At 58.4% G+C, this 21,177-nt stretch carries 26 protein-coding genes; 13 read left to right on the top strand and 13 right to left on the bottom strand.

The features are described 5' to 3' along the window. Positions 1-9 precede the first annotated feature (9 nt). On the top strand, positions 10-612 hold the full coding sequence (locus ACR0AA_RS04895; RefSeq protein WP_480662186.1) for a DsbA family protein: 603 nt from the start codon (positions 10-12) through the stop codon (positions 610-612). After that, positions 609-1,430, top strand: a complete 822-nt coding sequence (locus ACR0AA_RS04890) for an alpha/beta fold hydrolase (protein WP_480662188.1) — start codon at positions 609-611, stop codon at positions 1,428-1,430. The genes ACR0AA_RS04895 and ACR0AA_RS04890 overlap by 4 nt, the downstream gene beginning before the upstream one ends. 38 nt (positions 1,431-1,468) lie before the next feature. Here the strand turns inward: ACR0AA_RS04890 and ACR0AA_RS04885 are convergent, their stop codons facing one another. From ACR0AA_RS04885 to ACR0AA_RS04860, 6 genes are all read right to left on the bottom strand, one after another. Then, a complete protein-coding gene (locus ACR0AA_RS04885; protein WP_480755551.1) occupies positions 1,469-2,503 on the bottom strand; it encodes a threonine aldolase family protein in 1,035 nt (344 codons plus the stop codon). Continuing rightward, on the bottom strand, positions 2,503-2,976 hold the full coding sequence (locus ACR0AA_RS04880) for a YcgN family cysteine cluster protein (protein ID WP_480755550.1): 474 nt from the start codon (positions 2,974-2,976) through the stop codon (positions 2,503-2,505). The genes ACR0AA_RS04885 and ACR0AA_RS04880 overlap by 1 nt, the downstream gene beginning before the upstream one ends. Next, positions 2,973-3,905 carry a bifunctional riboflavin kinase/FAD synthetase gene (locus ACR0AA_RS04875; protein WP_480755549.1) on the bottom strand — a complete coding sequence of 311 codons (933 nt, stop codon included), beginning with the start codon at positions 3,903-3,905 and terminating at the stop codon, positions 2,973-2,975. The genes ACR0AA_RS04880 and ACR0AA_RS04875 overlap by 4 nt, the downstream gene beginning before the upstream one ends. Positions 3,906-4,076: 171 nt before the next feature. Continuing rightward, the gene (locus ACR0AA_RS04870) at positions 4,077-4,520 is read right to left on the bottom strand and encodes a MaoC family dehydratase (protein WP_058275996.1); all 444 of its coding nucleotides are present in this window, start codon (positions 4,518-4,520) and stop codon (positions 4,077-4,079) included. Positions 4,521-4,620: 100 nt separating this feature from the next. Then, positions 4,621-5,496, bottom strand: a complete 876-nt coding sequence (locus tag ACR0AA_RS04865; RefSeq protein WP_480662197.1) for an HAD family hydrolase — start codon at positions 5,494-5,496, stop codon at positions 4,621-4,623. An 80-nt stretch (positions 5,497-5,576) separates the two neighbouring features. Further along, positions 5,577-6,503: a GlxA family transcriptional regulator gene (locus ACR0AA_RS04860; protein ID WP_480662199.1), complete on the bottom strand. Its 927-nt coding sequence runs from the start codon at positions 6,501-6,503 to the stop codon at positions 5,577-5,579. Between the two features lie 91 nt (positions 6,504-6,594). On the opposite strand from ACR0AA_RS04860, the gene ACR0AA_RS04855 reads away from it, so the two are divergent. Further along, a complete protein-coding gene (locus ACR0AA_RS04855) occupies positions 6,595-7,005 on the top strand; it encodes a GFA family protein (protein WP_480755548.1) in 411 nt (136 codons plus the stop codon). A 44-nt stretch (positions 7,006-7,049) separates the two neighbouring features. Here ACR0AA_RS04855 and ACR0AA_RS04850 read toward each other — a convergent pair whose 3' ends face one another. Further along, positions 7,050-7,970: a manganese-dependent inorganic pyrophosphatase gene (locus tag ACR0AA_RS04850; protein WP_480755547.1), complete on the bottom strand. Its 921-nt coding sequence runs from the start codon at positions 7,968-7,970 to the stop codon at positions 7,050-7,052. 108 nt (positions 7,971-8,078) lie between these two features. Then, positions 8,079-9,059 (bottom strand): TraB/GumN family protein, encoded by a 981-nt coding sequence (locus ACR0AA_RS04845; protein WP_480755546.1) that lies wholly within the window; start codon positions 9,057-9,059, stop codon positions 8,079-8,081. A gap of 115 nt (positions 9,060-9,174) precedes the next feature. Between ACR0AA_RS04845 and ACR0AA_RS04840 the strand changes: the two genes are divergently transcribed. The 6 genes from ACR0AA_RS04840 (at position 9,175) to ACR0AA_RS04815 (ending at position 14,978) form a co-directional block, all read left to right on the top strand. After that, the gene (locus tag ACR0AA_RS04840) at positions 9,175-9,849 is read left to right on the top strand and encodes a DUF2161 domain-containing phosphodiesterase (protein WP_480662207.1); all 675 of its coding nucleotides are present in this window, start codon (positions 9,175-9,177) and stop codon (positions 9,847-9,849) included. A 154-nt stretch (positions 9,850-10,003) separates the two neighbouring features. Beyond that, positions 10,004-10,291: a co-chaperone GroES gene (locus ACR0AA_RS04835; protein WP_008757222.1), complete on the top strand. Its 288-nt coding sequence runs from the start codon at positions 10,004-10,006 to the stop codon at positions 10,289-10,291. Between the two features lie 54 nt (positions 10,292-10,345). Next, on the top strand, positions 10,346-11,986 hold the full coding sequence (groL, locus tag ACR0AA_RS04830) for a chaperonin GroEL (RefSeq protein WP_480662209.1): 1,641 nt from the start codon (positions 10,346-10,348) through the stop codon (positions 11,984-11,986). Positions 11,987-12,175: 189 nt separating this feature from the next. Beyond that, the gene (locus ACR0AA_RS04825; protein WP_480755545.1) at positions 12,176-13,018 is read left to right on the top strand and encodes a DMT family transporter; all 843 of its coding nucleotides are present in this window, start codon (positions 12,176-12,178) and stop codon (positions 13,016-13,018) included. 38 nt (positions 13,019-13,056) lie between these two features. Beyond that, entirely contained in the window at positions 13,057-13,830 is a 774-nt protein-coding gene (locus tag ACR0AA_RS04820) for an alpha/beta fold hydrolase (protein WP_480662213.1), read from the top strand. Continuing rightward, positions 13,827-14,978, top strand: a complete 1,152-nt coding sequence (locus ACR0AA_RS04815; RefSeq protein ID WP_480662215.1) for an alpha-D-ribose 1-methylphosphonate 5-triphosphate diphosphatase — start codon at positions 13,827-13,829, stop codon at positions 14,976-14,978. Before ACR0AA_RS04820 ends, ACR0AA_RS04815 begins: the two co-directional genes overlap by 4 nt. A gap of 1 nt (position 14,979) precedes the next feature. Here ACR0AA_RS04815 and ACR0AA_RS04810 read toward each other — a convergent pair whose 3' ends face one another. The 4 genes from ACR0AA_RS04810 to ACR0AA_RS04795 form a co-directional block, all read right to left on the bottom strand. Then, positions 14,980-16,047: a 5-(carboxyamino)imidazole ribonucleotide synthase gene (locus ACR0AA_RS04810; RefSeq protein WP_480755544.1), complete on the bottom strand. Its 1,068-nt coding sequence runs from the start codon at positions 16,045-16,047 to the stop codon at positions 14,980-14,982. Continuing rightward, positions 16,047-16,805, bottom strand: coding sequence for an NAD(P)-binding domain-containing protein (locus ACR0AA_RS04805; RefSeq protein ID WP_480755543.1), 759 nt, complete (start codon positions 16,803-16,805; stop codon positions 16,047-16,049). Before ACR0AA_RS04805 ends, ACR0AA_RS04810 begins: the two co-directional genes overlap by 1 nt. Further along, a complete protein-coding gene (gene purE, locus ACR0AA_RS04800; RefSeq protein WP_480755542.1) occupies positions 16,802-17,287 on the bottom strand; it encodes a 5-(carboxyamino)imidazole ribonucleotide mutase in 486 nt (161 codons plus the stop codon). The genes ACR0AA_RS04805 and purE overlap by 4 nt, the downstream gene beginning before the upstream one ends. 76 nt (positions 17,288-17,363) lie before the next feature. After that, positions 17,364-17,588 (bottom strand): YdcH family protein, encoded by a 225-nt coding sequence (locus tag ACR0AA_RS04795; RefSeq protein WP_170478426.1) that lies wholly within the window; start codon positions 17,586-17,588, stop codon positions 17,364-17,366. A gap of 164 nt (positions 17,589-17,752) precedes the next feature. Between ACR0AA_RS04795 and ACR0AA_RS04790 the strand changes: the two genes are divergently transcribed. The 4 genes from ACR0AA_RS04790 to ACR0AA_RS04775 all read left to right on the top strand — a co-directional run bounded on the left by ACR0AA_RS04790 (position 17,753) and on the right by ACR0AA_RS04775 (position 20,245). Then, complete coding sequence (locus ACR0AA_RS04790; RefSeq protein ID WP_058275530.1) at positions 17,753-18,166, top strand: Hsp20 family protein; 414 nt, start codon at positions 17,753-17,755, stop codon at positions 18,164-18,166. Positions 18,167-18,171: 5 nt separating this feature from the next. Beyond that, the gene (locus ACR0AA_RS04785; protein WP_239337440.1) at positions 18,172-18,396 is read left to right on the top strand and encodes a DUF1150 family protein; all 225 of its coding nucleotides are present in this window, start codon (positions 18,172-18,174) and stop codon (positions 18,394-18,396) included. A gap of 95 nt (positions 18,397-18,491) precedes the next feature. Next, positions 18,492-19,379 (top strand): PhzF family phenazine biosynthesis protein, encoded by an 888-nt coding sequence (locus tag ACR0AA_RS04780; RefSeq protein ID WP_480755541.1) that lies wholly within the window; start codon positions 18,492-18,494, stop codon positions 19,377-19,379. Further along, positions 19,376-20,245 (top strand): glycosyltransferase family 10 domain-containing protein, encoded by an 870-nt coding sequence (locus tag ACR0AA_RS04775; RefSeq protein ID WP_480755540.1) that lies wholly within the window; start codon positions 19,376-19,378, stop codon positions 20,243-20,245. Before ACR0AA_RS04780 ends, ACR0AA_RS04775 begins: the two co-directional genes overlap by 4 nt. Here the strand turns inward: ACR0AA_RS04775 and ACR0AA_RS04770 are convergent. After that, positions 20,242-21,099, bottom strand: coding sequence for a hypothetical protein (locus ACR0AA_RS04770; protein ID WP_480662227.1), 858 nt, complete (start codon positions 21,097-21,099; stop codon positions 20,242-20,244). The two genes, ACR0AA_RS04775 and ACR0AA_RS04770, sit on opposite strands and share 4 nt — an antisense overlap. Between the last annotated feature and the right edge of the window lie 78 nt (positions 21,100-21,177).

Below are 21,177 nucleotides of genomic sequence, written 5' to 3'. Positions count from 1 at the left end.
AAAGTGCACATGGCCAACATTGACTACTATTTTGCGACACTCTCGCCCTATACCTATCTGGCGGGTATGCGACTGGAGGAGATCGCGGCGAAACACGGTGCAACGATCAACTACAAACCGCTGGATATCGTGGCGCTGTTCGGACGTACGGGGGGAACTCCACCCAAGGATCGCCACATCTCACGCATAGAATATCGCGCGCAGGAACTACAGCGTCAGTCAAAGAACCTCGGGATGGCGTTCAATCTGCAGCCGGCGCATTGGCCGACCAACGCGGCACCATCGTCCTACGCGATCATTGCTGCGATCAAGGACGGTACGGGCGATGTTGGCAAACTGGCCCACTCCTTCGTGCGGGCCTGCTGGGCCGAGGAAAAGGACATCGCGCAAGACGATGTGATCCGCGATTGCTTGACCCAAGCGGGCTTTGATCCGGGGCTTGCCGATAGTGGCTTGCTCGTCGGGGCCGAAACCTACGCAGCCAATCTTGAAGAGGCCGTGGATCGCGGCGTTTTTGGCGCGCCGTTCTATATCACTGAAGACGATCAGCGGTTCTGGGGACAGGATCGGTTGGAGGATCTGGACCAGCACCTCACGGAATTGAAAGGGTGAAAGACGAACCCTTGTCAAACGACGTGTTCGTCAGAACGCTGGGGCAGGGCGCGCGCGAGGTGCTTGCTCTGCACTGCACCATCGCGCATTCCGGGGCGTGGTCTGGGCTGGCGTCAGCGTTGGGCGGGCAAGCGACTTTGATCGCCCCCGATATGCCATCCCATGGCCGAAGCCCTGACTGGGACGGGCAAGGCGATTTGTTTGACCTCGTGGCGGGGGCGTCGGCGGCGCAATTGACCAAGCCGATGGACATTATCGGGCACTCTTTTGGCGCTGTGGTCGCCTTGCACTTAGCGGTCCTATTCCCGGAACTGGTCCGCAGCGCCGTGCTGATCGAGCCTGTGTTTTTTGCCGTTGCGGCCCAGGATGCGCCGGAAGTGATTCAGCAGCATGATGGGGAAGTAAGACCCGTTACCGATGCGTTTGCTGCCGGGGATATGGCGCTGGCGGCCAGACTGTTCAACCGGATGTGGGGCGCAGATGCCGGTCCGCGCTGGCCCGATCTGCCTGAGAAAACACGAGCGGCCATGACCCGCGGGGTTCACGTTGTTCCGGCCGTTGATGACGTTCTGTTTCGGGACCAAAAGGGGGTTTTGAACGCTGGCGTTCTGGATCGGGCCAATATGCCGATCCTGATTGTGACTGGGGCTGAAACGCACCCGGTTGTGCCTGCAATTGGCGAAGGTCTTTGCCGACGGCTTCCCAACGCCCGAACTGAAGTTGTGTCAGGCGGTGGGCACATGGTGCCAATCACGCATCCCCAGCATGTGGCTAGCGTCGTCCAGCGGTTCTGGAGTGGTGTGCCTCAGTCGTTTTGATGCAATGAGTTTTGGGGGGATATCCCCCCGATTGCTTATCAAAGCAACGCCAGGAACCGATCAATATCGTTTGAACTGATCGACCAGTCACAGACCAAGCGGCAGGCCAGAATTTCATTGTCATCTGTGCCGTCCAATTCCGCACCCCAAAGGTGATAGACCGCGCCCGCCTCGTGCAGTTGCTTATGCCGTGCGCGGGAAAATTGCGCAAAGATCATGTTGGCTTGCGGTTCGTGCAGAAAGGTAGCCCCCTTTGCGCGTAGCCCATCGGCAAGATGCGCGCAGTTAGCATTGGCCATTCTCGCCAATTGTAGCCACAGGTCGTCATTCAGATACGCATCCATCTGGGCCGACAAATAGCGGTGCTTTGAAAACAGATGCGCACCGCGCTTGCGGCGTAGCTCGAATTCCCAGGCTTTGGATTCGTCAAAGAAAACGACGGCTTCGACACCCATCAATCCGTTCTTTGTGCCGCCAAAGCTGACTGCGTCGACCCCTACCTTCCATGTCATCTCGGCTGGTGAACAGTTCAGCGCCACCAGAGCGTTGGTGAAACGCGCGCCGTCCAGATGCACAGGCAGGCCGTACTCCTTGGCGACCCCGCACAGCGCCTGCAATTCGGCCGGCGAATAGACTGACCCCCGTTCCGTCACTTGCGTGATCGAGACCGGCCCGCGTTGGGGACCGTGCACGCCGCGCGTTTCTTCGGCTAGAATAGAGCGGCGCAGGGCCTCGGGGTCCATCTTGTCGCCGCCCGGCACCAGCGTCAGCTTGGCGCCTGTGTAGAATTCCGGCGCGTTGCATTCATCCTCGTGGATGTGGGCCACGGGCGAGCAAAACACCGTTTCCCACGGCTGGGCGAGCGTTGCTAATGCAAGCGAGTTCGCCGCCGTGCCGGTGGCGACTAGGTACACCGCCGCTCCGGGTGCTTCGAAAATCCCGCGAATGCGATCCCGGACTTCGTTCATCAGAGTGTCCGCGCCATAGGCCATCTGATAGCCCTGATTGGCTTCGTTCAAAGCGGCCATAACCTGCGGATGAACTGGCCCGGAATTGTCAGAAGCAAAATACATCAGCTGGGCTCCTCAATAATATAGTCTTCCCACTCTTCCATGGGCGTTTCGAACTCGGACACCGTGCGCCCCTGAACCGAGACACCAGCGTCGTGCACGCTGTCCGGCGTACCTGATATCAAAGGATGCCAGTCGTAAAGAGGTTTGCCTTCCCACAAAAGCCGATAGGCACAGGTCTGCGGCAGCCAATAGGCGTGATCGTCGATGTTTTCGGGCTTCATCACGATACATTCCGGCACGAACTGGTGGCGGATGTCATATTGCGTGCAGCGGCAGCTTTCATCATCCAGCAGACGGCAAGCAACGCAGGTCAGAGCGACCTCGCCGGTATCCTCGTCCTCAAGCTTGTTCAGACAGCACTTGCCGCAGCCGTCGCACAGTGCTTCCCACTCGCGCTGATTCATCTTGGTCAGGGGTTTGCGTTCCCAGAACCGGGGCGGCAGCCCACCGCGATCAATCGGGTCGGTGCTCATAGTGCGGCCAGAAGGGTGCGGGCTTTGTCGCAATCGGCATTCATCTGGGTGACCAACTCGTCCAGCCCGTCAAACGTCATTTCGGGGCGCAGATACTCGACTAGTCCGACAGAAAGCGTCGACCCGTAAAGGTCACCCGAGAAATCAAACAGGAAGGTCTCGATGTTGGGGACTTCACCGTTGAACATCGGCCGCGTCCCGACCGAGGACGCGCCGCAATAGCTACCCTGGTGGGGCCCATCCAACACATCAACCAGCACGGCATAAACACCGAACTTTGGCGGGTGCAGTCCTTCGATGGACATATTGGCGGTAGGAAATCCCAGCTCGCGCCCGCGCTGCTCGCCGCCAATCACTTCGCCTTCCACTCGGTGCCAATGGCCCAGCATCGCTGCGGCGTCGCGGGGGCGACCATCAGACAACGCAGTACGGATCGCGGTTGAAGAAACGACGTCATCAGAGCGTTCCATCAGCGGCGCTATGGTGACGCCAAAACCCATTTCCTGCCCGAAGCGAGCCATGTCTTCGGCGGTGCCACTGCGCCCCTTGCCGAAACAAAAGTCCGCGCCGACCACTACATGTGACAGGCCAAGCCCGTCGCAGATGACATTGCGGGCAAATTCTTCGGGCGTCAGGCCGGCAAGGGCGGCATTGAACGGCAATTCGTACAGCTTTTGCACGCCCAGTTTTTCCAACCGGTGCGCACGTGCGTTTCCGCGCATAAGACGAAAAGGCGGGGCGTCGGGTGCAAAATACTCGCGCGGATGCGGTTCGAAGGTCAGAACGCCAAGCGGTGCATCCGGCGCCACGCTTTTCGCTAGCTCAATCACTGACCGATGGCCGACGTGAACGCCATCAAAGTTGCCGATTGCCACACTGGCGCCTCGGTGTTCTGGCTCGACAAACTGGAAATCCCGGATGATCTGCATAGAGCTTGCCTAGCGGGACTGGAGACCGGGTTCAAGCATCTGATTGGCACAATGGCTCGCTTCAGCAGCAAGAGGTATCAATCCACACCAGAACGATGGTCATTCGAAGGTCGCAATACAAAAAAGGCGCCGTTTTTCGGCGCCCTTCGAATGCGTTGTGGTGCCGTTGCCTCAGTCGAATTTGCGCGACGGGGCCAAAACCATGGCTTCACCCACCAGCACCTTTTTGCCATCGACCGCGCAATGGCAGTCCAGTTTCACACGGCGCTTGGCAAAGTCGATGTCGATGACCTTGACCTCGGCATAGACCATGTCGCCGGGACGCACCGGGGCCAGAAACTTGAGCGACTGGCCCATATAGACTGTGCCGTGGCCCGGAAGTTGCTCACCGATAACGGCCGAGATCAGACCCGCCGTCAGCATGCCGTGGGCAATGCGCCCCTCAAAGATAGTGTCGCGGGCATAGTCGTCGTCCAGATGCACAGGATTCCGGTCCGTTGAGACCTGCGCGAACATCTCGATATCTTCGTCCGTCACCACTTTGCGCAGGTGGCGGGTCATGCCCATTTCGATGTCTTCAATACAGATCGTGCCGCGTGGAAGATTATCCAACATGTCGCCCTCACTCGAGTTCAATGGGCAACAAAACAACGCAAGTCGCCCCCGTTGGGCAACTTTATTACTTCGCAACTGCAGAAAATCAAGTCTTTTTTGACTATCTCAAACGGCCGATCGTGTAGGTCGGGTTTATCTTTTCCCTTGCAATATAATCACTTAGAGATTCGTGGTGCGGATGGTGCTCAGTTTTTGTTTCCGCTGCGGCCAGACCACCCGAGATAAACAAAGAATCAATCCCTTCACCCATACCGCCCAGAATGTCCGTGTGGGGGCCATCACCGATCACGAGAATGTCGCCATCCGGGATATCATGACCGAGTTCCTGCAGCCTGCGCCGCGCCAGATCATAAATCGGCGGGTGGGGTTTTCCGAAGTACAGGCTCTCGCCGCCCATTTCGGTATACAGCTTGGCCAGCGCCCCGGCGCACCACTCGCGCACCTCGCCCCGGTCCACGACAATGTCCGGGTTGGCGCACAGCAACTTCATGCCTTTTTGCTTGGCGTACAGGAAATCGGGGCGGTTGACAGCGGGGTCTGCCATCGGATCAAACGGCCCGCAGCATACGATACCCTCGGCCTCGTCTAGCGGGACGCGTTCGATGTGGATCGGGTGGTGCAATAGTTTCAGGGGTTCAAAGAAACCCGCATCGCGCTCCCATTCGCCCATGAAAAAGACTTTTTCTCCGACCGCACCACGGAACATGGCGGACCGTGCTGAGTCACCGCTGGTGGCGATAGTGTCATAAGCGTCAGAAGGGACGTTAAATTGCCCAAGTTGTTCAGCCACGCCCGCCCTAGGTTTGGGCGAGTTGGTGACCAGCACAACAATACCGCCCTGTTCCCGGTACTTCTGCAGGGCCGCAACCGCTTCGGGGTACGCAGTGATGCCGTTGTGGACGCATCCCCACAGGTCAACAAACAGCGCCTTATAGCGGTCTGAAATCTCGGAGAGTGTGTGGATGATCTGGGTCATTGCGCGGTGGTCCGATTGTTGCCTGCGTCAAGTGCTGTATGCCGCATGACAAAGTAGAAGGCCATTGAAATCAAAACGTGTCACTTGCGAAAGCTCTCCAATGTCTGGCCTGTGCGTTTGCGCATGGCCCGACGCAGTACGGTTGCATCCGCGTAACCGACCCGAGCCGCGATTTCATCATGGTTCAACGCACTGGTGCGGGCCAATCGAATTGCTTCCGTGACACGAACGGTTTGAATGAAGGTGGAGGGTGTCATCGCCGCTGCACGCGACAAGCGGCGCGCAAATGTTCTGGTTCCCAGCCCCGCAGAGCTTGCCAGATCCGCAAGAGTAACTTGATGAACGATATTCCGACGCAGATGTAATTCTGCCTTTTGCAGGGCCGGATCGCCGGCAATCATCGCCGCAACGGACATGTAAGGTAGCTGGCTTGGTCGACTGTCGGCCATCAGGAACCGACGGCAATCCTCGGCGACTGCAAATCCGGCAAAATGTTCGATCAAGAATAGCATCAGGTCAATCTGGGAGAAGGCAGCCCCGGCCGTGACCACATTGCCGTCGTGCAGAACAATCTCACTGGATATAGGTCGTGCTGAAGGGAACATGTTTTGAAGTGCTGGGATCAGCCACCAAGACGTTGTCACCTTGCGGCTATCCAACAGTCCCGCCGCGCCAAGGGCAAAACAAGCAGAACACGCTCCAGATACGACCGTCGGTGCGCCCTTGAGTTCCGTCAAAACGGTGACAAGTCGTTTAAACGCCTCTGTTTTCATGGCCGCCTGCAACTCTCGTTCGGTTGTCAGTCCAAGCCCCGGCAAAATTACCAAATCGGGTTTCTTTTCGCCTGGCCAACAACGGTCAGGCGTCAACGTCGTAAAGGTGAAGGCATCACCCCTTCCGTGCAAACGGGATACTCTGTTCGCCGCGTCCAATGTTTCGCTGGCAATGAAAAGGCTCGATTTCTGGCACGGGTCGGGGTGCAATATGATGGTCTTTATGGGTGGCATTTGTCAAAAATGGCATGTTTAATGTCAAACGTGACACTGCAATTTCTCATTCGACTTGTCCATTGTTTTGCCAACAATCAGGAGAAAACGAATGAAACTGGAAGGTGGTTGCTTTTGTGGTGCGTTAAGATACGAGGCCGAAGGGAAGCCGATATTCAAAGGGCAGTGCCATTGCCGGGCCTGTCAGCACGTTTCCGGCGGTGCCCCAAATCTGTTCATGTTGATGCCGCGAGAGGGATTCCGATACACATCAGGTGAACCCAAAACATATAAACGTCCTGATCGTGCCAATCCGGTCACGCGAGAGTTTTGTGCAGATTGCGGAACGCATGTGGCAACGCACAGGCCGGGTCTGGACCCGGTTATTGTCAAAATTGGTACACTGGATGATCCTGCAGTATTTCGGGGGCCAAAGGCCGCATTGTTTGTTGCGGAAAAGCAGGAGTTCCACGTGATCCCAGAAGGCATGCCAAGCTTTGAGGCCATGCCGCCGATGGCATAAGAAAAGGCGCCCAATAGGGCGCCTTGTTCCATCGATCTTTCGGATCAAACCTTGAGGTTTGGGATAATCTGTTTTTTCCGGCTCATGATGCCGGGCAGGACGACGGCGTCGCCGTCAACTGTTGCACCAAAGCTCTTTTCGGCAACACCTTTGACCAGATCGTTGGGTACCAGCAGGGTGGCTTCTTCGTTCAGGATGTCGACCACAAAGAGCAGGACCTGATCGACGCCGTCTTCCTTGGCTACGTCGACCATCGAGTTCGCCAGGCTGGCCTTGCGGTCCAGCACAACGCCCGGTGCGGTGGTTTCCAGAACCGAAACACGGAATTTAGTGCCGTCGACCTCGTATTCCTTGCTGTCCATACGGATCAGTTCGGCGTCCGAGAACGAGGATACGTCGGATTTCGCCGCGAACATGTCAGCGGCATAGGCCGGGATATCCAGACCCAGATCGGCCGCCAGCTTCTCGGCTACGGCGCGATCGTGTGCTGTGGTCGTGGGCGAGCGGAATTCCAGCGTGTCCGACAGGATGCAGGTAAGTGCTGCGCCCTTAATGGCCTCGGGCATCTTGGCGGTGTCATCGCCGATCAGGTCCATCATGATGGTCGCCGTGCAGGCCAGCGGGCGCACGGTGATGTCAATCGGGCCTTTGGTTTCCAGGCCGCCGACCAGCTTGTGGTGGTCGATGATGGCGCGGATGTCGGCGCCGTTGATGCTCGCGGGCAGTTCGGCCGGGTTGTTGGTGTCCACGATGACGACGGGAGCGTCCGCGTCGACATCTTCGATGATGCGCGGCTTGGGCAGGTCCCAGCGTTGCAGCAGGAACGCCGCTTCGGTGTTGGGCTCGCCCAGCAGAACGGGCTCGGCCTGTTCGCCTTTGATTTCATTTAGGTACCAGGACCACAGGATCGGTGAGCCTGTGGAATCGGTGTCGGGGGATTTGTGGCCAAATACGAGCGTTGTCATGTCAGCGTCCTGAGGATGATCATTTTGCGCGCCTTATAGGGCGGTCCGCGGGGGTTGTCACCCGGCAGTAAATACGCTGCGACGGTTGGTCTGACTTTGGCTGAAAGATCAGAACGGAGCGCGCGACAGGGAATACCCTGCCTGCTGCAACTGGTTCAGCAACCCGTGTGTATCCCCCAGGTGCCCGGCACCAACAGCGATCACGACGGTCTGATCCTTAATGTCCAGAATGTGCTGCATCCAGTTGTTGTTGCGCTCGACCAGCAGTTGCTGCTCGAAGCCGTTCCATTCCTCGTCGAAAACGTCCGGAGAAAGGCCAGACTCTTCCAGCCCCTGCAATCGGGCAAGCTGGATGATTTCGACGTGCTTTTCTTCCAGATAGGCATTTACCATCGTGGCTAGTTGATCCTCGCTGCCGCCTAACGCACCGGCCATCCGCACAAGAGACTGGACCTGCTCTTCGATGGGGTGGCTGTCGAACATGGCCATCAAATCGGCAATCTGTTCAAGCGAGTATTGAGGGGTGCCAAGTTCGATTGCCAGATCGTTCAGGCGTGCATCCATCCCATGGTTCGCGTCAGGGTCATGCATCATGCAAGGCGGGATACCCAGCATCATGCTCAGAAACCAGGGCCGCATCTTGGCCGCCATCCATCCGGGAATACCCCGGTCGGCCAGCCCGCTGGATAGGGCGGCCCAGTCATCATCGGACATCAGATCGATAAGAGACGGGCCCGAAGTGATCATCACGGGGCTCATATCTACAGCCAGGTCCTTTTCGAACGCGTCCATCTCGTCCTGTGTGACCTCAAAGAAAAACGCGTCAGCCTGTTTCAGCGTCGGCATCAGGCCTTCCACCACGGCGTCCATCCGCGGGTCATTGGTGTGCAGCGTCCCGATCAGGTGCAATACCGTTTCGCCCTTGGTTGCGATCCAGTGGTTGCCTTCGGGAAACGGGATGCCCGCCACCGCCTGATGCAGTTCAGCCCGTTCCTCGGCCGTCAGATCCGCGCGAAGGTCGCGCCCTTCGCATGCGGCCTGAACCGAAACGGGCAGCAGAAGACAAATCAATAGTGCAATCAGGCGCATCAAGATTATCCCGGAACCATAAGTGTTGTCGCGACATTGCCTTGGTCCGGCTACCTGTTCAACCCGCTCACAGGTGATGTCTGGCGTTCGCGGCAAATTTGCATAGCATGGCAGGATGAACCGCGAGCAGGATTTATACCCTCCGATCAAGGCGCTGCTAGAGCGTCAGGGATACACCGTCAAAGGCGAAGTCGGCGCAGCCGATATCGTTGCTTTTCGCGATGGCGGTGAACCGGTGATTGTTGAGTTGAAGCTGCGGTTCTCACTTGCGCTGTTTCATCAGGCCGTCACGCGGCTCAAGGTGACCGACCTGGTCTATATCGGCGTGTGCAAGCCAAAGGGTCGAACCGCGCGGCGCGCGCTGAAGGATAATTTGGCGCTGTGCCGCAGGCTTGGCCTTGGGCTGATCACCGTGCGAAGTGATGGTGCGGTCGAAGTCCAATGTGACCCCGGACCCTATGCGCCACGCAAGAACAAGGCAAAAGCCGCGAGGCTGCTGCGCGAATTCGACCGGTTGCAGGGCGACCCCAATGCCGGAGGGGCCACCCGGCATGGGATTGTGACGGCCTATCGTCAGGATGCCCTGAAATGTGCTGCCCATCTGGCTGAATGCGGAGCCACCAAGGGATCAGAGGTTGCCAAGGCGACTGGTGTGTCCGGGGCTACGCGTTTGATGCGGGACAATCACTACGGTTGGTTTGAGAAGGTTGAAAAGGGCGTCTATTGCCTGACCGGCACCGGGCAGGAAGGCTTGAAACACTGGGCTTATAGCTGGGAAGAGATCAGCTGAGCCCCGCTGTAAAAAAAAATCCATCACAGCTTGTTGACTCGGGGTTTCTGACCCCCTAGCTATTCGTCGTTATCACTCTCTACCCTTGAGTGCTAACGCCTCGCCAGATGGCGAGGGGAGGATAAACAAACTTTGAGCCCAAGGAGCTGCAAAGATGGCATTGAAACCGCTTCATGACCGCGTGCTGGTTCGCCGTACCGAAAGCGACGAAAAAACCGCTGGTGGTCTGATCATTCCCGATAGCGCAAAAGAAAAGCCCAGCGAAGGCGAAGTCGTCGCAACTGGCGAAGGCGCACGCAAGGACAGCGGCGAACTGATCGCAATGGCTGTAAAAGCTGGCGACAAGATCCTGTTCGGCAAATGGTCGGGCACCGAGGTCAACGTCGGCGGCGAAGAGCTGCTGATGATGAAAGAAAGCGACATCATGGGGATCATCGAGTAGGCCCGCGCGCTTCTCTGATCTTCTTTCCAATACATTTTCTCAAGGAGAAACGACATGGCTGCAAAGGACGTCAAGTTCGACACCGATGCCCGCAACCGTATGCTGAAGGGTGTCAACATCCTGGCTGACGCGGTTAAAGTGACCCTGGGCCCCAAAGGCCGCAACGTGGTTCTGGACAAATCCTTCGGCGCGCCGCGCATCACCAAAGACGGTGTTTCGGTTGCCAAGGAAATCGAACTGGAAGACAAGTTCGAAAACATGGGCGCGCAGATGGTGAAAGAAGTCGCCAGCCGCACCAATGACGAAGCAGGCGACGGTACCACCACCGCAACCGTTCTGGCACAGGCCATCGTCAAAGAAGGTCTGAAGCAGGTTGCAGCGGGCCTGAACCCGATGGACCTGAAGCGCGGCATCGACCTGGCAACTGCCAAGGTTGTTGAAGGCATCAAGTCGGCTTCGCGCGAAGTCAAAGACTCGGCAGAAGTTGCTCAGGTTGGCACCATTTCGGCCAACGGCGAAGCCGAAATTGGCCAGCAGATCGCAGACGCGATGCAGAAGGTTGGCAACGAAGGCGTCATCACCGTCGAAGAAAACAAAGGTCTGGAAACCGAGACAGATGTTGTCGAAGGTATGCAGTTCGACCGTGGCTACCTGTCGCCTTACTTCGTCACCAACGCAGACAAGATGATCGCAGAGCTCGACGACTGCATGATCCTGCTGCACGAAAAGAAACTGTCCTCGCTGCAGCCGATGGTTCCGCTGCTCGAGCAGGTGATCCAGTCGCAAAAGCCGCTGCTGATCATTGCCGAGGATGTTGAAGGCGAAGCGCTGGCAACTCTGGTTGTCAACAAACTGCGCGGCGGCCTGAAAATTGCTGCTGTCAAAGCACCGGGCTTCGGTGATCGCCGCAAAGCCATGCTGCAGGACATCGCGATCCTGACCGGTGGTCAGGTCATCTCGGAAGATCTGGGCATGAAGCTCGAGTCCGTCACCATGGACATGCTGGGCACCGCCAAGAAAATCGAAATCACCAAAGACGAAACCACCATCGTCGACGGTGCTGGCGAGAAAGCCGAGATCGAAGCACGTGTTGCTCAGATCCGCACTCAGATCGAAGAAACCTCGTCGGACTACGACCGTGAGAAACTGCAAGAGCGCGTTGCCAAACTGGCAGGCGGTGTTGCCGTTATCCGCGTCGGCGGCATGACCGAAGTTGAAGTGAAAGAGCGTAAGGACCGTGTGGACGATGCTCTGAACGCAACTCGCGCTGCTGTTCAGGAAGGCGTTGTTGTCGGCGGTGGTGTTGCCCTGGTTCAGGCCGGTAAAGCACTGGAAGATCTGAAGGGTGCAAACGCTGATCAGGACGCAGGCATCAACATCGTTCGTAAGGCAATCGAAGCGCCGCTGCGCCAGATCGCTGAGAACGCAGGTGTCGACGGTGCGGTTGTTGCTGGCAAAGTCCGTGAATCCGCTGACGCAGCATTCGGCTTTAACGCACAGACCGAAGAGTATGGCGACATGTTCTCGTTCGGCGTGATCGACCCGGCCAAAGTTGTCCGTACCGCTCTGGAAGATGCGGCATCGGTTGCTGGCCTGCTGGTCACCACCGAAGCGATGGTTGCCGACAAGCCGCAGAAAGACGCACCTGCCGCTGGCGGCATGCCCGACATGGGCGGCATGGGCGGCATGATGTAAGAACGGCGAATTTCCGTCAGGAAATTCTGCTGATACCGACAGGCGCTTGGCCGCCAGGCCAGGCTGCCGAAAGGGAAAGCCCCAACACAGTTCAGCGGGGTCGCCTTCAGGCGGCCCCGTTTTTTGTGTTTCAAGTCTCGCGCAGGAATGTGAGTGTCCAAGGAACAGTGAAACCACTATGCGGCTGATATGAGACTGCTTCTACTCACCTCACTTACGATGTGCGCCTTTGCGGCCAACTCAATCCTGAACCGTCTTGCGATAGACAGCGGTGCCAGTGATCCCATGACCTTTGCCGTTGTGCGCGTTCTGGCTGGGGCCGTGGTTCTGGCCGGGCTGGTTTTCCTGAGAGGGGGGCATCTGCCCTTGATTAACCACCGCAGAATTGCGGGCGCAGGATCTTTGTCCTTGTACATGATCGGGTTCTCGGTCGCCTATCTGACCCTGGATGCCGGTCTGGGTGCGCTGATCCTGTTTGCGGTGGTGCAGATCACGATGTTCACGGTGGTGTCGATCACAGGTGTTATGCCGACCAGTCGGCAGATCGCGGGTGCGGCGATCGCTTTATTAGGCCTGGCTTACGTGCTGTGGCCGTCCGGGGCGGTGCAGGTCAACCTGGTTGGGGCCGCGTTGATGATTGCTGCGGGTGTGGGCTGGGGGGTCTATTCGCTTGTTGGCAAGTCCGAGCCGGACGCGTTGTCCGGGACGGCCGCCAATTTCGTCGTCGCGCTACCCATGACAGCGCTGGCCTTGCTGGCGACCGGCGGGGTCTGGAACATGACGGCCAGTGGGTGCGTTCTGTCCGCGCTGTCGGGTGGCATCACCTCGGGATTGGGTTATGCGCTTTGGTATCGCGTCTTGCGGCAGTTGACCCCCACAACGGCTGCAGTCGTACAACTCAGCGTTCCGATCATCGCCATTGTCGCCGGTATTATCCTGCTTGGCGAAACCGCCAGCCTGCGCTTGTTCTTGGGTGCCGCACTGGTTCTGGGCGGGATTGCGCTGGCCGTTCTGCGAGCGACCCCGCGCTAGGGGTTTATTCGGGCGTCTTTTGTCCTTATCTGGCGGATATGCGCTATTTTCTCGCCCTCTTTCTGATATTGGCTCCGACCCTCGCGCACGCGAAATGCGTCGTGCTGCTGCACGGGCTGGCTCGGACCGAGGCATCCTTTACCGTCATGGAGCAACTGTTCAAGGCGCACGGCTACACTGTTGTTCGACCGGGCTATCCGTCAACTGACCTGCCCATTCCGGAACTGGCGACGCAGACCCTGCCTCATGCCTTTGCGGAATGCGGGGACGACACTGTGAACGTGATAGCACATTCGATGGGTGGTATTCTGTTGCGCTATTGGATGCAGGACAACCATCCTGACAATCTGGGCCGCGTTGTCATGCTGGGGCCGCCCAATCAGGGCAGCCAGTTGGTGGACGAGCTTGGTGCGTATGAGGTGTTCGGCATGCTGCACGGCCCCGCCGGTCTGGCGCTGGGAACGGGCCCCGAAGGAATCCCGAGGCAACTGCCGCCTGTCGACTTCGAACTGGGGGTGATCGCGGGGGAGAATTCGCTGAACCCGTTGTTTTCCTCGATGATCGATGGGTCGGATGACGGGAAAGTTTCGGTGGAAACCACCAAGGTCGAGGGGATGGCAGACCACATCGTTTTGCCCGTGACCCATACATTCATGATGAACAACCCTCGCGTGATGGCGCAGGCGTTGCACTTCATTGAGTTCGGACAGTTCGATCCGCAGATCACCTGGCTGGATGGCGTGATGGATATCATCGACGAAATTTGCATCGGGCAGGATTGCTCGGAACCCGCTTCGGAGCCCTCTCAATGACTTCACTCACCCTGACGCTGACCGGCGCAGAGGTTCTGCTGCCGGACCAAGGCCTGACGCGTGCAGACTTGTCTTTTGCCGAAGGTGTCGTGCAGGCCGATGGTGCGGAGCGCAAGGTAGACCTTTCAGGTTATCTGGTCTTGCCAGGAATCATTGATCTGCATGGGGACGGGTTCGAACGCCACATCGCTCCGCGACGAGGCGCGATGAAGCAGATGGATGAGGGCATTCTGGCGGTCGAAGCAGAGCTGGCCGCCAATGGTATCACAACCGCGGTTCTGGCTCAGTTCCATAGTTGGGAAGGCGGTGTACGCGGCCCCGAATTCGCGGGACAGGTATTCGATGCGATCGCGTCGGTCAAAGATCGCGTCGTGACCGATCTGCTTCCGCAATTGCGGTTCGAAACCCATATGCTGGACGACTACCCGGACTTGCCCGATCGTATCGCCGCTTGGCAGGTGCCCTACGTCGTGTTCAACGACCACCTGCCTCATGACCGGCTTGCCGAAGGCCGTAAACCGCCGCGCCTGACGGGGCAAGCGCTCAAGGCCGGTCGAAATCCGGAAGTGCATTTTGAGATGTTGCTGTCCATGCATGCCCGCCGGGACGAGGTCCCGGCTGCTTTGGACGCACTTTGCAGGTCATTGGCGGAACAGGGTGTCCGCATGGGCAGCCATGATGACTCAACCGCCAAAACCCGCGCCGAATGGCGGGCACGTGGGGCTCAGATTGCCGAATTTCCCGAAACGCTTGAGGCGGCAGAGGCCGCGCGTGCCGCCGGAGATCATATCATTCTGGGGTCACCCAACGTTGTTCGTGGGGGATCGCACAAAGGCAATGTCAGTGCTCTCGACCTGATCACGATGGGATTGTGCGATGCTCTGGCGTCTGACTATCACTATCCCAGTCCGCGACGAGCAGCACTATTGCTGGCCAAATCGGGTTTGATGGATCTGGCAGGGGCGTGGGCACTGCTTTCGTCTGGCCCGGCGCGGGTTCTGGGCATGCAGGACAGAGGAACGCTTGCGCCCGGGCAACGCGCGGATGTGGTGATCCTCGATGCAAAATCCCACCGCGTCGCCGCCACGCTTTCAGGCGGGCGGGTCAGCTTTATGTCTGGCGATATCGCCGCGCGGTTCGTGGGCTAATTCACCGCGAGACGCGGTTGAAGTGCCCCATCTTGCGACCTGCCTTGACTTCGGCTTTACCATATAGGTGTAGGGCGACGTCACGCTCCCGGGCCAGCTCCGGTACGCGATCCATATCGTTTCCGATCAGGTTCTCCATAACGACGTCAGAGTGACGTTGCCCATCGCCCAGTGGCCATCCAGCCACCGCGCGGATGTGCTGCTCGAACTGATCCACCGCACAGCCGTTCTGCGTCCAGTGGCCCGAGTTGTGTACACGTGGCGCAATCTCGTTCACGATCAGGCCCTGCGGTGTCACGAACAACTCAACCCCCATCACGCCGACATAGTCCAGCGCGTTCAGGATATTGGCAGCCAGCAGCACGGCATCGGTTCGCTGCGCCGGGGCAAGGCGGGCAGGGACGGTTGTCGTGTGCAGGATACCATCGCGGTGCACGTTTTCACCGGGGTCGAAACAAGCCACCTGACCGTCAACGCCTCGGGCGGCAATGACCGATACCTCATGGCTGAAATTTACGAACCCTTCGAGGATTGCAGGCGCTCCGGCCATGTCTGCCAAGGCCGCCTCGGCATCCTCGGGACTGCGAAACCGGGCCTGTCCCTTGCCGTCATAGCCAAAACGACGTGTCTTCAGGATTGCCGGTGTGCCAATTTGGTCAATCGCTGCCGTCAGGCTGTCCAGATGCGTAATGTCCGCAAACGGAGCGGTCTTCAGGCCCAGACCGGCCAGAAAGTTCTTCTCGGTCAGCCGGTCCTGACTGACACGCAACGCCTCACGTCCCGGTCGGATGGGGCGGTGGGATTCGAGCAGATCCAGCGCCTCGGTCGGGATGTTCTCGAATTCATAGGTGATGACATCAACGGACTCGGCAAACGCCTTCAGCGCGTCCGCATCGTCGTAAGCCGCAGTGGTCACCTGATCAGCCACCTGAGCAGCGGGCGGGTTGGCGCCGGGCTCGAAGATATGGGTCGCAAAGCCCAGCCGAGAGGCTGCCACCGACAGCATCCGGCCCAATTGACCACCGCCCAGAATCCCAATTCGCGCACCCGGAGCGAGCATGTTTGTCATCAGTCTGTCTCCAACCTTTTCCCAATCGCCTCCAGGGCCGAGCGCAGCGCATCATGCGCTTTGCCCGCATGCAATGCCTGCGTCATCTGAAGGCTGAGCGTTCCATCCGTCGCCAGCGCGTCGCGCTCTTCGGCCAGACGACCAGCCTTCCCAGTCTGCATCGTGCTTAGAAAACCGGACAACAGCTGCGTTGTGTAGAATTCCGACGCGTCCGCGTCGCCGGTTTGTGCTGCCAACCACTCTGCGCCGGTGGCCATCACGTCCAGAATGCCGGGAACCATCGCACAGATCGCAAAATGCGCGTTCAGCGCTGCCTCATCGTTTACTTTCACGACCGGGTTCTGGGGTTCGAACAACTCGGCCAGCAGAACGTCGTTGCCAAAGGCTGCTAGCGGACACCCGCCTTGCTGAAGAAAACCCAGCGGAATTGTTTGCACGAAATCTGTCGCTGGCGAGCACAGAGTAGAAAGTTGATCGGCGGATACAGCCGCCATTACGGATACGATTTGCTGATCCGCTTGAAACCTAAGCGGCTCCAGGACCTCTGCCGCGATTTGAGGGCGCAGACACAGGAACACGATCTCTGAGACATCGATAACCGCTTGGGGCGTGGCTACGGTGACGCCGATTTCGGCCTTTAGTTCAGCAGACACATCGCTGTTTCGTTCGGTCACGGCAATGTCGTGGCCTTTGGTCGCCAAAAAACGCGCGATAGGCGCCGCAATATGTCCGGTACCGATGAAGCCGATCCGGCTCATTCCTGCGGTTCCTGGGGGATCGAAGCTGACAGGGCCTCACGCCATGCGTCCAGCCGGTCGGCCAGCGCCGCGTCCTGCAAGGCTAGGATGCCGGCCGCCATCAGACCGGCATTTGCACCGCCGGCGGACCCAATTGCCATGGTCGCCACAGGGAAGCCCTTCGGCATCTGCACAATGGAATAAAGCGAATCGACACCGGACAGGGCGCGCGTCTGGACGGGTACGCCGATTACTGGCACGCGCGTCTTCGACGCCATCATTCCTGGCAGATGCGCAGCACCACCAGCGCCCGCAATTATGACGTGCAAGCCGCGTTGAACGGCGGTCTTGCCGTAGTCCCACAAACGATCAGGCGTGCGGTGGGCCGAAACGATGCGCTTTTCATACGCAATGCCCAGTTCGTCCAGAATATCTGCGGCTTCTTTCATCGTGGGCCAGTCCGACTGGCTGCCCATGATGATCCCCACTTTCACATCGCTCATCCGCTTGCGCCCCTGCCTTCCGAAAGAGCGCGCACTATAGCCAAATCGGCCTGTCTGGCAATGCGGTACAAGGGATTCAGGCGATGATATCCGGGGTCAGGCGATCTTCGATCAGGCGAATAATGTCTTTCAGGCGCAGTTTCTGCTTTTTTAGCCTTTTGATGGTCAGCTGATCGGATGTGCCTTTAGCCTGCAACGCCTCGATCGCTTCGTCCAGATCGCGGTGCTGACGCCGAAAGACCTCAAGCTCTACCCGCAGAACTTCATCTGTTTTCATCGAAATATCAGTGGGCGCGTTCATGGGCGACTCGGTCTTTATTGTGGTGCTTTCCACACAAGATAGTGTGTCAGGGTTTATCCGGCCAGACCTTGTGGACATCCCCGCATATTCCCATATTCTATCGTACGCGGTTGCCAGAACGGGGCCGCACCACACGTCGCTTTGGCAATAAAGGACGAGAATACGTGTCAAAACTTACTCTTGGCTCATACCCGCATCTTCTTGGGTTCGAGCAGTTGGAGCGCCTTCTGGAACGGTCTGCAAAGGCTGGCAACGAAGGATACCCGCCCTATAACATCGAACAGACCTCGGATTTTTCCTATCGCATCACGCTGGCAGTGGCCGGTTTTGCGGAAGAGGACCTGTCGATTACCATCGAGGATCGCCAGCTGGTGATCCGGGGTCGTCAACGCGACGACAGCGAGGGGCGTATCTTTCTGCATCGCGGCATCGCGGCGCGTCAGTTCCAGCGCATGTTCGTGCTGGCCGACGGTGTCGAGGTGGGCGAGGCGATCATGGAAAACGGTCTGCTTCATGTGGACCTGACCCGTGCCGTGCCGGAAACCGTGGTTCAGACAATCAATATACGAAAGGGGTAAGAGCAATGAATACACAGATTGAAATCAACGCCGAAGGCGACCGGATCGTATACGTAAAAGCGGTCGACGTTGCTGACCTGCCGCGCGAAGTGCGCGAACAGGCCGGTGATCTGGACCAGCTCTATGCCGTGCACGACTCTGATGGTCAGCAACTGGCGCTGGTCGCCGACCGCAAGCTGGCCTTCGTTCTGGCACGCGAACACGACTTCTCACCAGTGGCCGTTCACTGAAACGGCCCCGCTTTCCGCGATTTTCCCGTGACATCTGCCGCCCAGCGGGTGAGATATGCGAACCAAAAAAGGTTCGCAGGGCGGAGGCACCATAAATGAGCTGGTTTGAATATGACTGGGTGGACGCCTTCAGCGACCGCGCTTTTGGCGGTAACGGTTGCGCCGTAGTCCATGGCGGAGCCGTTCTGCCCGAAGATGTCTGTACCGCCTATGTGCGCGAGACCTCGTTAGTTGAATGCACATTCACCGGGCCCTCGGACGTCGCCGACATCCGTGTGCGTTACTTTCTTGCCAGCCGTGAAATCCCTTTTGCCGGACACCCGACTATCGCAACTGTCGCGGCTATGCAGTCACGCGGACTGGTTCAGGGCGATGCGCTGACGCTGGAGACAGGGGCGGGGATCGTGTCGATCCGACTGAACGGCAATGAGATCGAGATGACGCAGATCGCGCCGCAATTCGGCACCGTGGTTCCCGCCGATTTGGTTGCCGCAGCCATCGGCCTGCCTGAAAGCGCGATCATTTCGCCGCCGCAGATGGTTTCTACTGGGTTGCCATTCTGCGTCACCCTGCTGCGCGATCACGAAGCGTTGCGCGCCGCGAAGCTGGCCGAAGAACCTTTGCGTAAGGTGATCGAAGCCGGAGGATATTCCGGATCGGACATGGCCGAGCCCTTCCTTGTTACACTGAAAGGTGCGACCGAGGCGGGTGACACTTTCTCGCGCCTGCTGATGTTGCCACCCAACCCGCCCGAAGATCCGTTCACCGGATCCGCCACCGGAGCCATGGCGGCCTATCTTTGGAAGTACGGGTTGATGCCAAAGGATACTTTTACCGCCGAGCAAGGCCATGACATGTGCCGTCCTGGTCAGGCGACCGTCACGCGTGTCGGGCCAGCGGATGCAATGGCTGGTATCAAGGTTGCAGGCCGCGGCTTTGTCCTGATGCGCGGTCAGGTCGACCTGCCTGAGCAACTGCAATGACCAAAGCCGCGATCGCCATCCTGCCCTATGGGCACCGTCTGGGGCCAAAACTGTCCTCGGTTCCCGTATCCGAGTTGATCTGGCCCGAAGGGTGCCCGGGTCGGCTAACAGACAAAACGGTTGGCGATCTGGAACGCACCGATCACCTGATCATGTATCCCAATTCGACCGTGCATCTGCGTCTGCGCCGGGGAACCCGTGCGCAGATTTCACTGATGATGGGTGAGCCATCCGCCATCCATGCCAAGCATGATCGGATGCTGCGCTATACGTGGCGGCGGTTCTTTCGGGTGATGACCTTCCACGACGCGTTGCTGCAGAGTATCCCGAACGCGGTGTTTTTGCCCTACGGAGTCACGATGGTTCCGGAATGGCGTGACCTAAATGATGAAAAGACCAAATCCTGTTCGCTGATCGCTTCGGCCAAACGCGATCTCGAAGGGCATCAACTGCGTCATTCCGTAATAGACTGGGTGCGTAAATCGACCGCTGACGTGGATATCATGGGCCGCGGCTATACGCCGTTTGATCGCAAGTCCGACGGTCTGGCCCCGTATCGTTATTCGGTGGTTATCGAGAATGTGCGTGAGAAGAACTATTTCTCGGAAAAGCTGACGGACGCGATCCTTTGTTCGACGGTTCCAATCTATTGGGGTTGCCCGAACATTGGTGATTTCATGGATACCGGGGGCATGATCCTGTGCGAGTCCGAGGCCGATATTCGGCAGGCAATCAACGGCTTATCCGCAGACGACTATAACCAGCGGCTGCCGCACCTGAAGGCCGTTCAGGACAAGGCGGCTGAATACGGCGACTTTGAAGGCCGAGCGGTGCGCACATTGAGGGACCAGATAAACTCGACCTAGCGGCCCGCTGGCCGAGGCGCCAGCCATCCGACGGGCAGGATCGGACTGGCCGAAGGTTCGACACCGTGGCGTTCGCAGAGCCGGTGCAGATAGGATCCCACGACGGGCAGTCCGGCAGCTTTGTTCGCCAACAGTTTTTTCTGGTGCCCATAAACATGGACCGAATGAACCGCGTCGCGTTCGATTTCGGTCGTCAGAATGCGCGGGTCGTGCAGTTTCCACAAATCCTCGGTCGCCAATGGATAGAATACACCGGCATGCATCGCGTGGCTCTCTTCGCCGGTTTGTCGCAAAAAGAACTCTAACGCTTTGGGGCCTGAACTGCCCCATGGAAGGGACTCGATGCCCCAGGTTTCGCCGTTTCGGATACGTCGGCGATTGCGGCGATACAACCTGCCGCCCCGCCAGGGTTGGGTGGGGTTGGCCGACGTCACAAATTCATACGTCAGGGCCAGTGTTTCCGAGTTCTCAGGCAGGCGCAGCACACCGTTGGGATAGTTCCCTGCATGCGAGCAACCGAAAACGTATGGCGATGAGAACGCGAAGGGTTTCACGCAATAGGCATCCAGATCGACCCAGATGAACTGCGTCTTTTGCATGAGCCGCAGCCGGAAGATGTCGGAAAACACCGCAACCCCTTGCCTGTCCTCAACGCGGAGTTCAAACGGTGCTGGCCAGAGGATGTCGCCCGCAGGACGTATCTCGACGCCGTTGGGAACGCCCTTGATGTCCTGCGCGGTATACAGAATGAACCGGTGGCCGTTGTCGAGATAGGATTGAATGCACAGCGCCTCGAGCCAGCTCAGGTCTGATCCGAACCAGAAACTGGCGATTGCAGGCAGGTCTCGGGTCATGGGCACTTTGCGCTTTGAACTGTTCCCGTATTTGCAGCAAGGCAGGGCGCGCTTGTCAATCCGGCACAAAAAAGCGGC

Source organism: Ruegeria sp. CE8 (assembly GCF_056537465.1).
The sequence above is the reverse complement of the archived record's forward strand: the minus strand, read 5'-3'. Positions and strand labels throughout refer to the sequence as shown.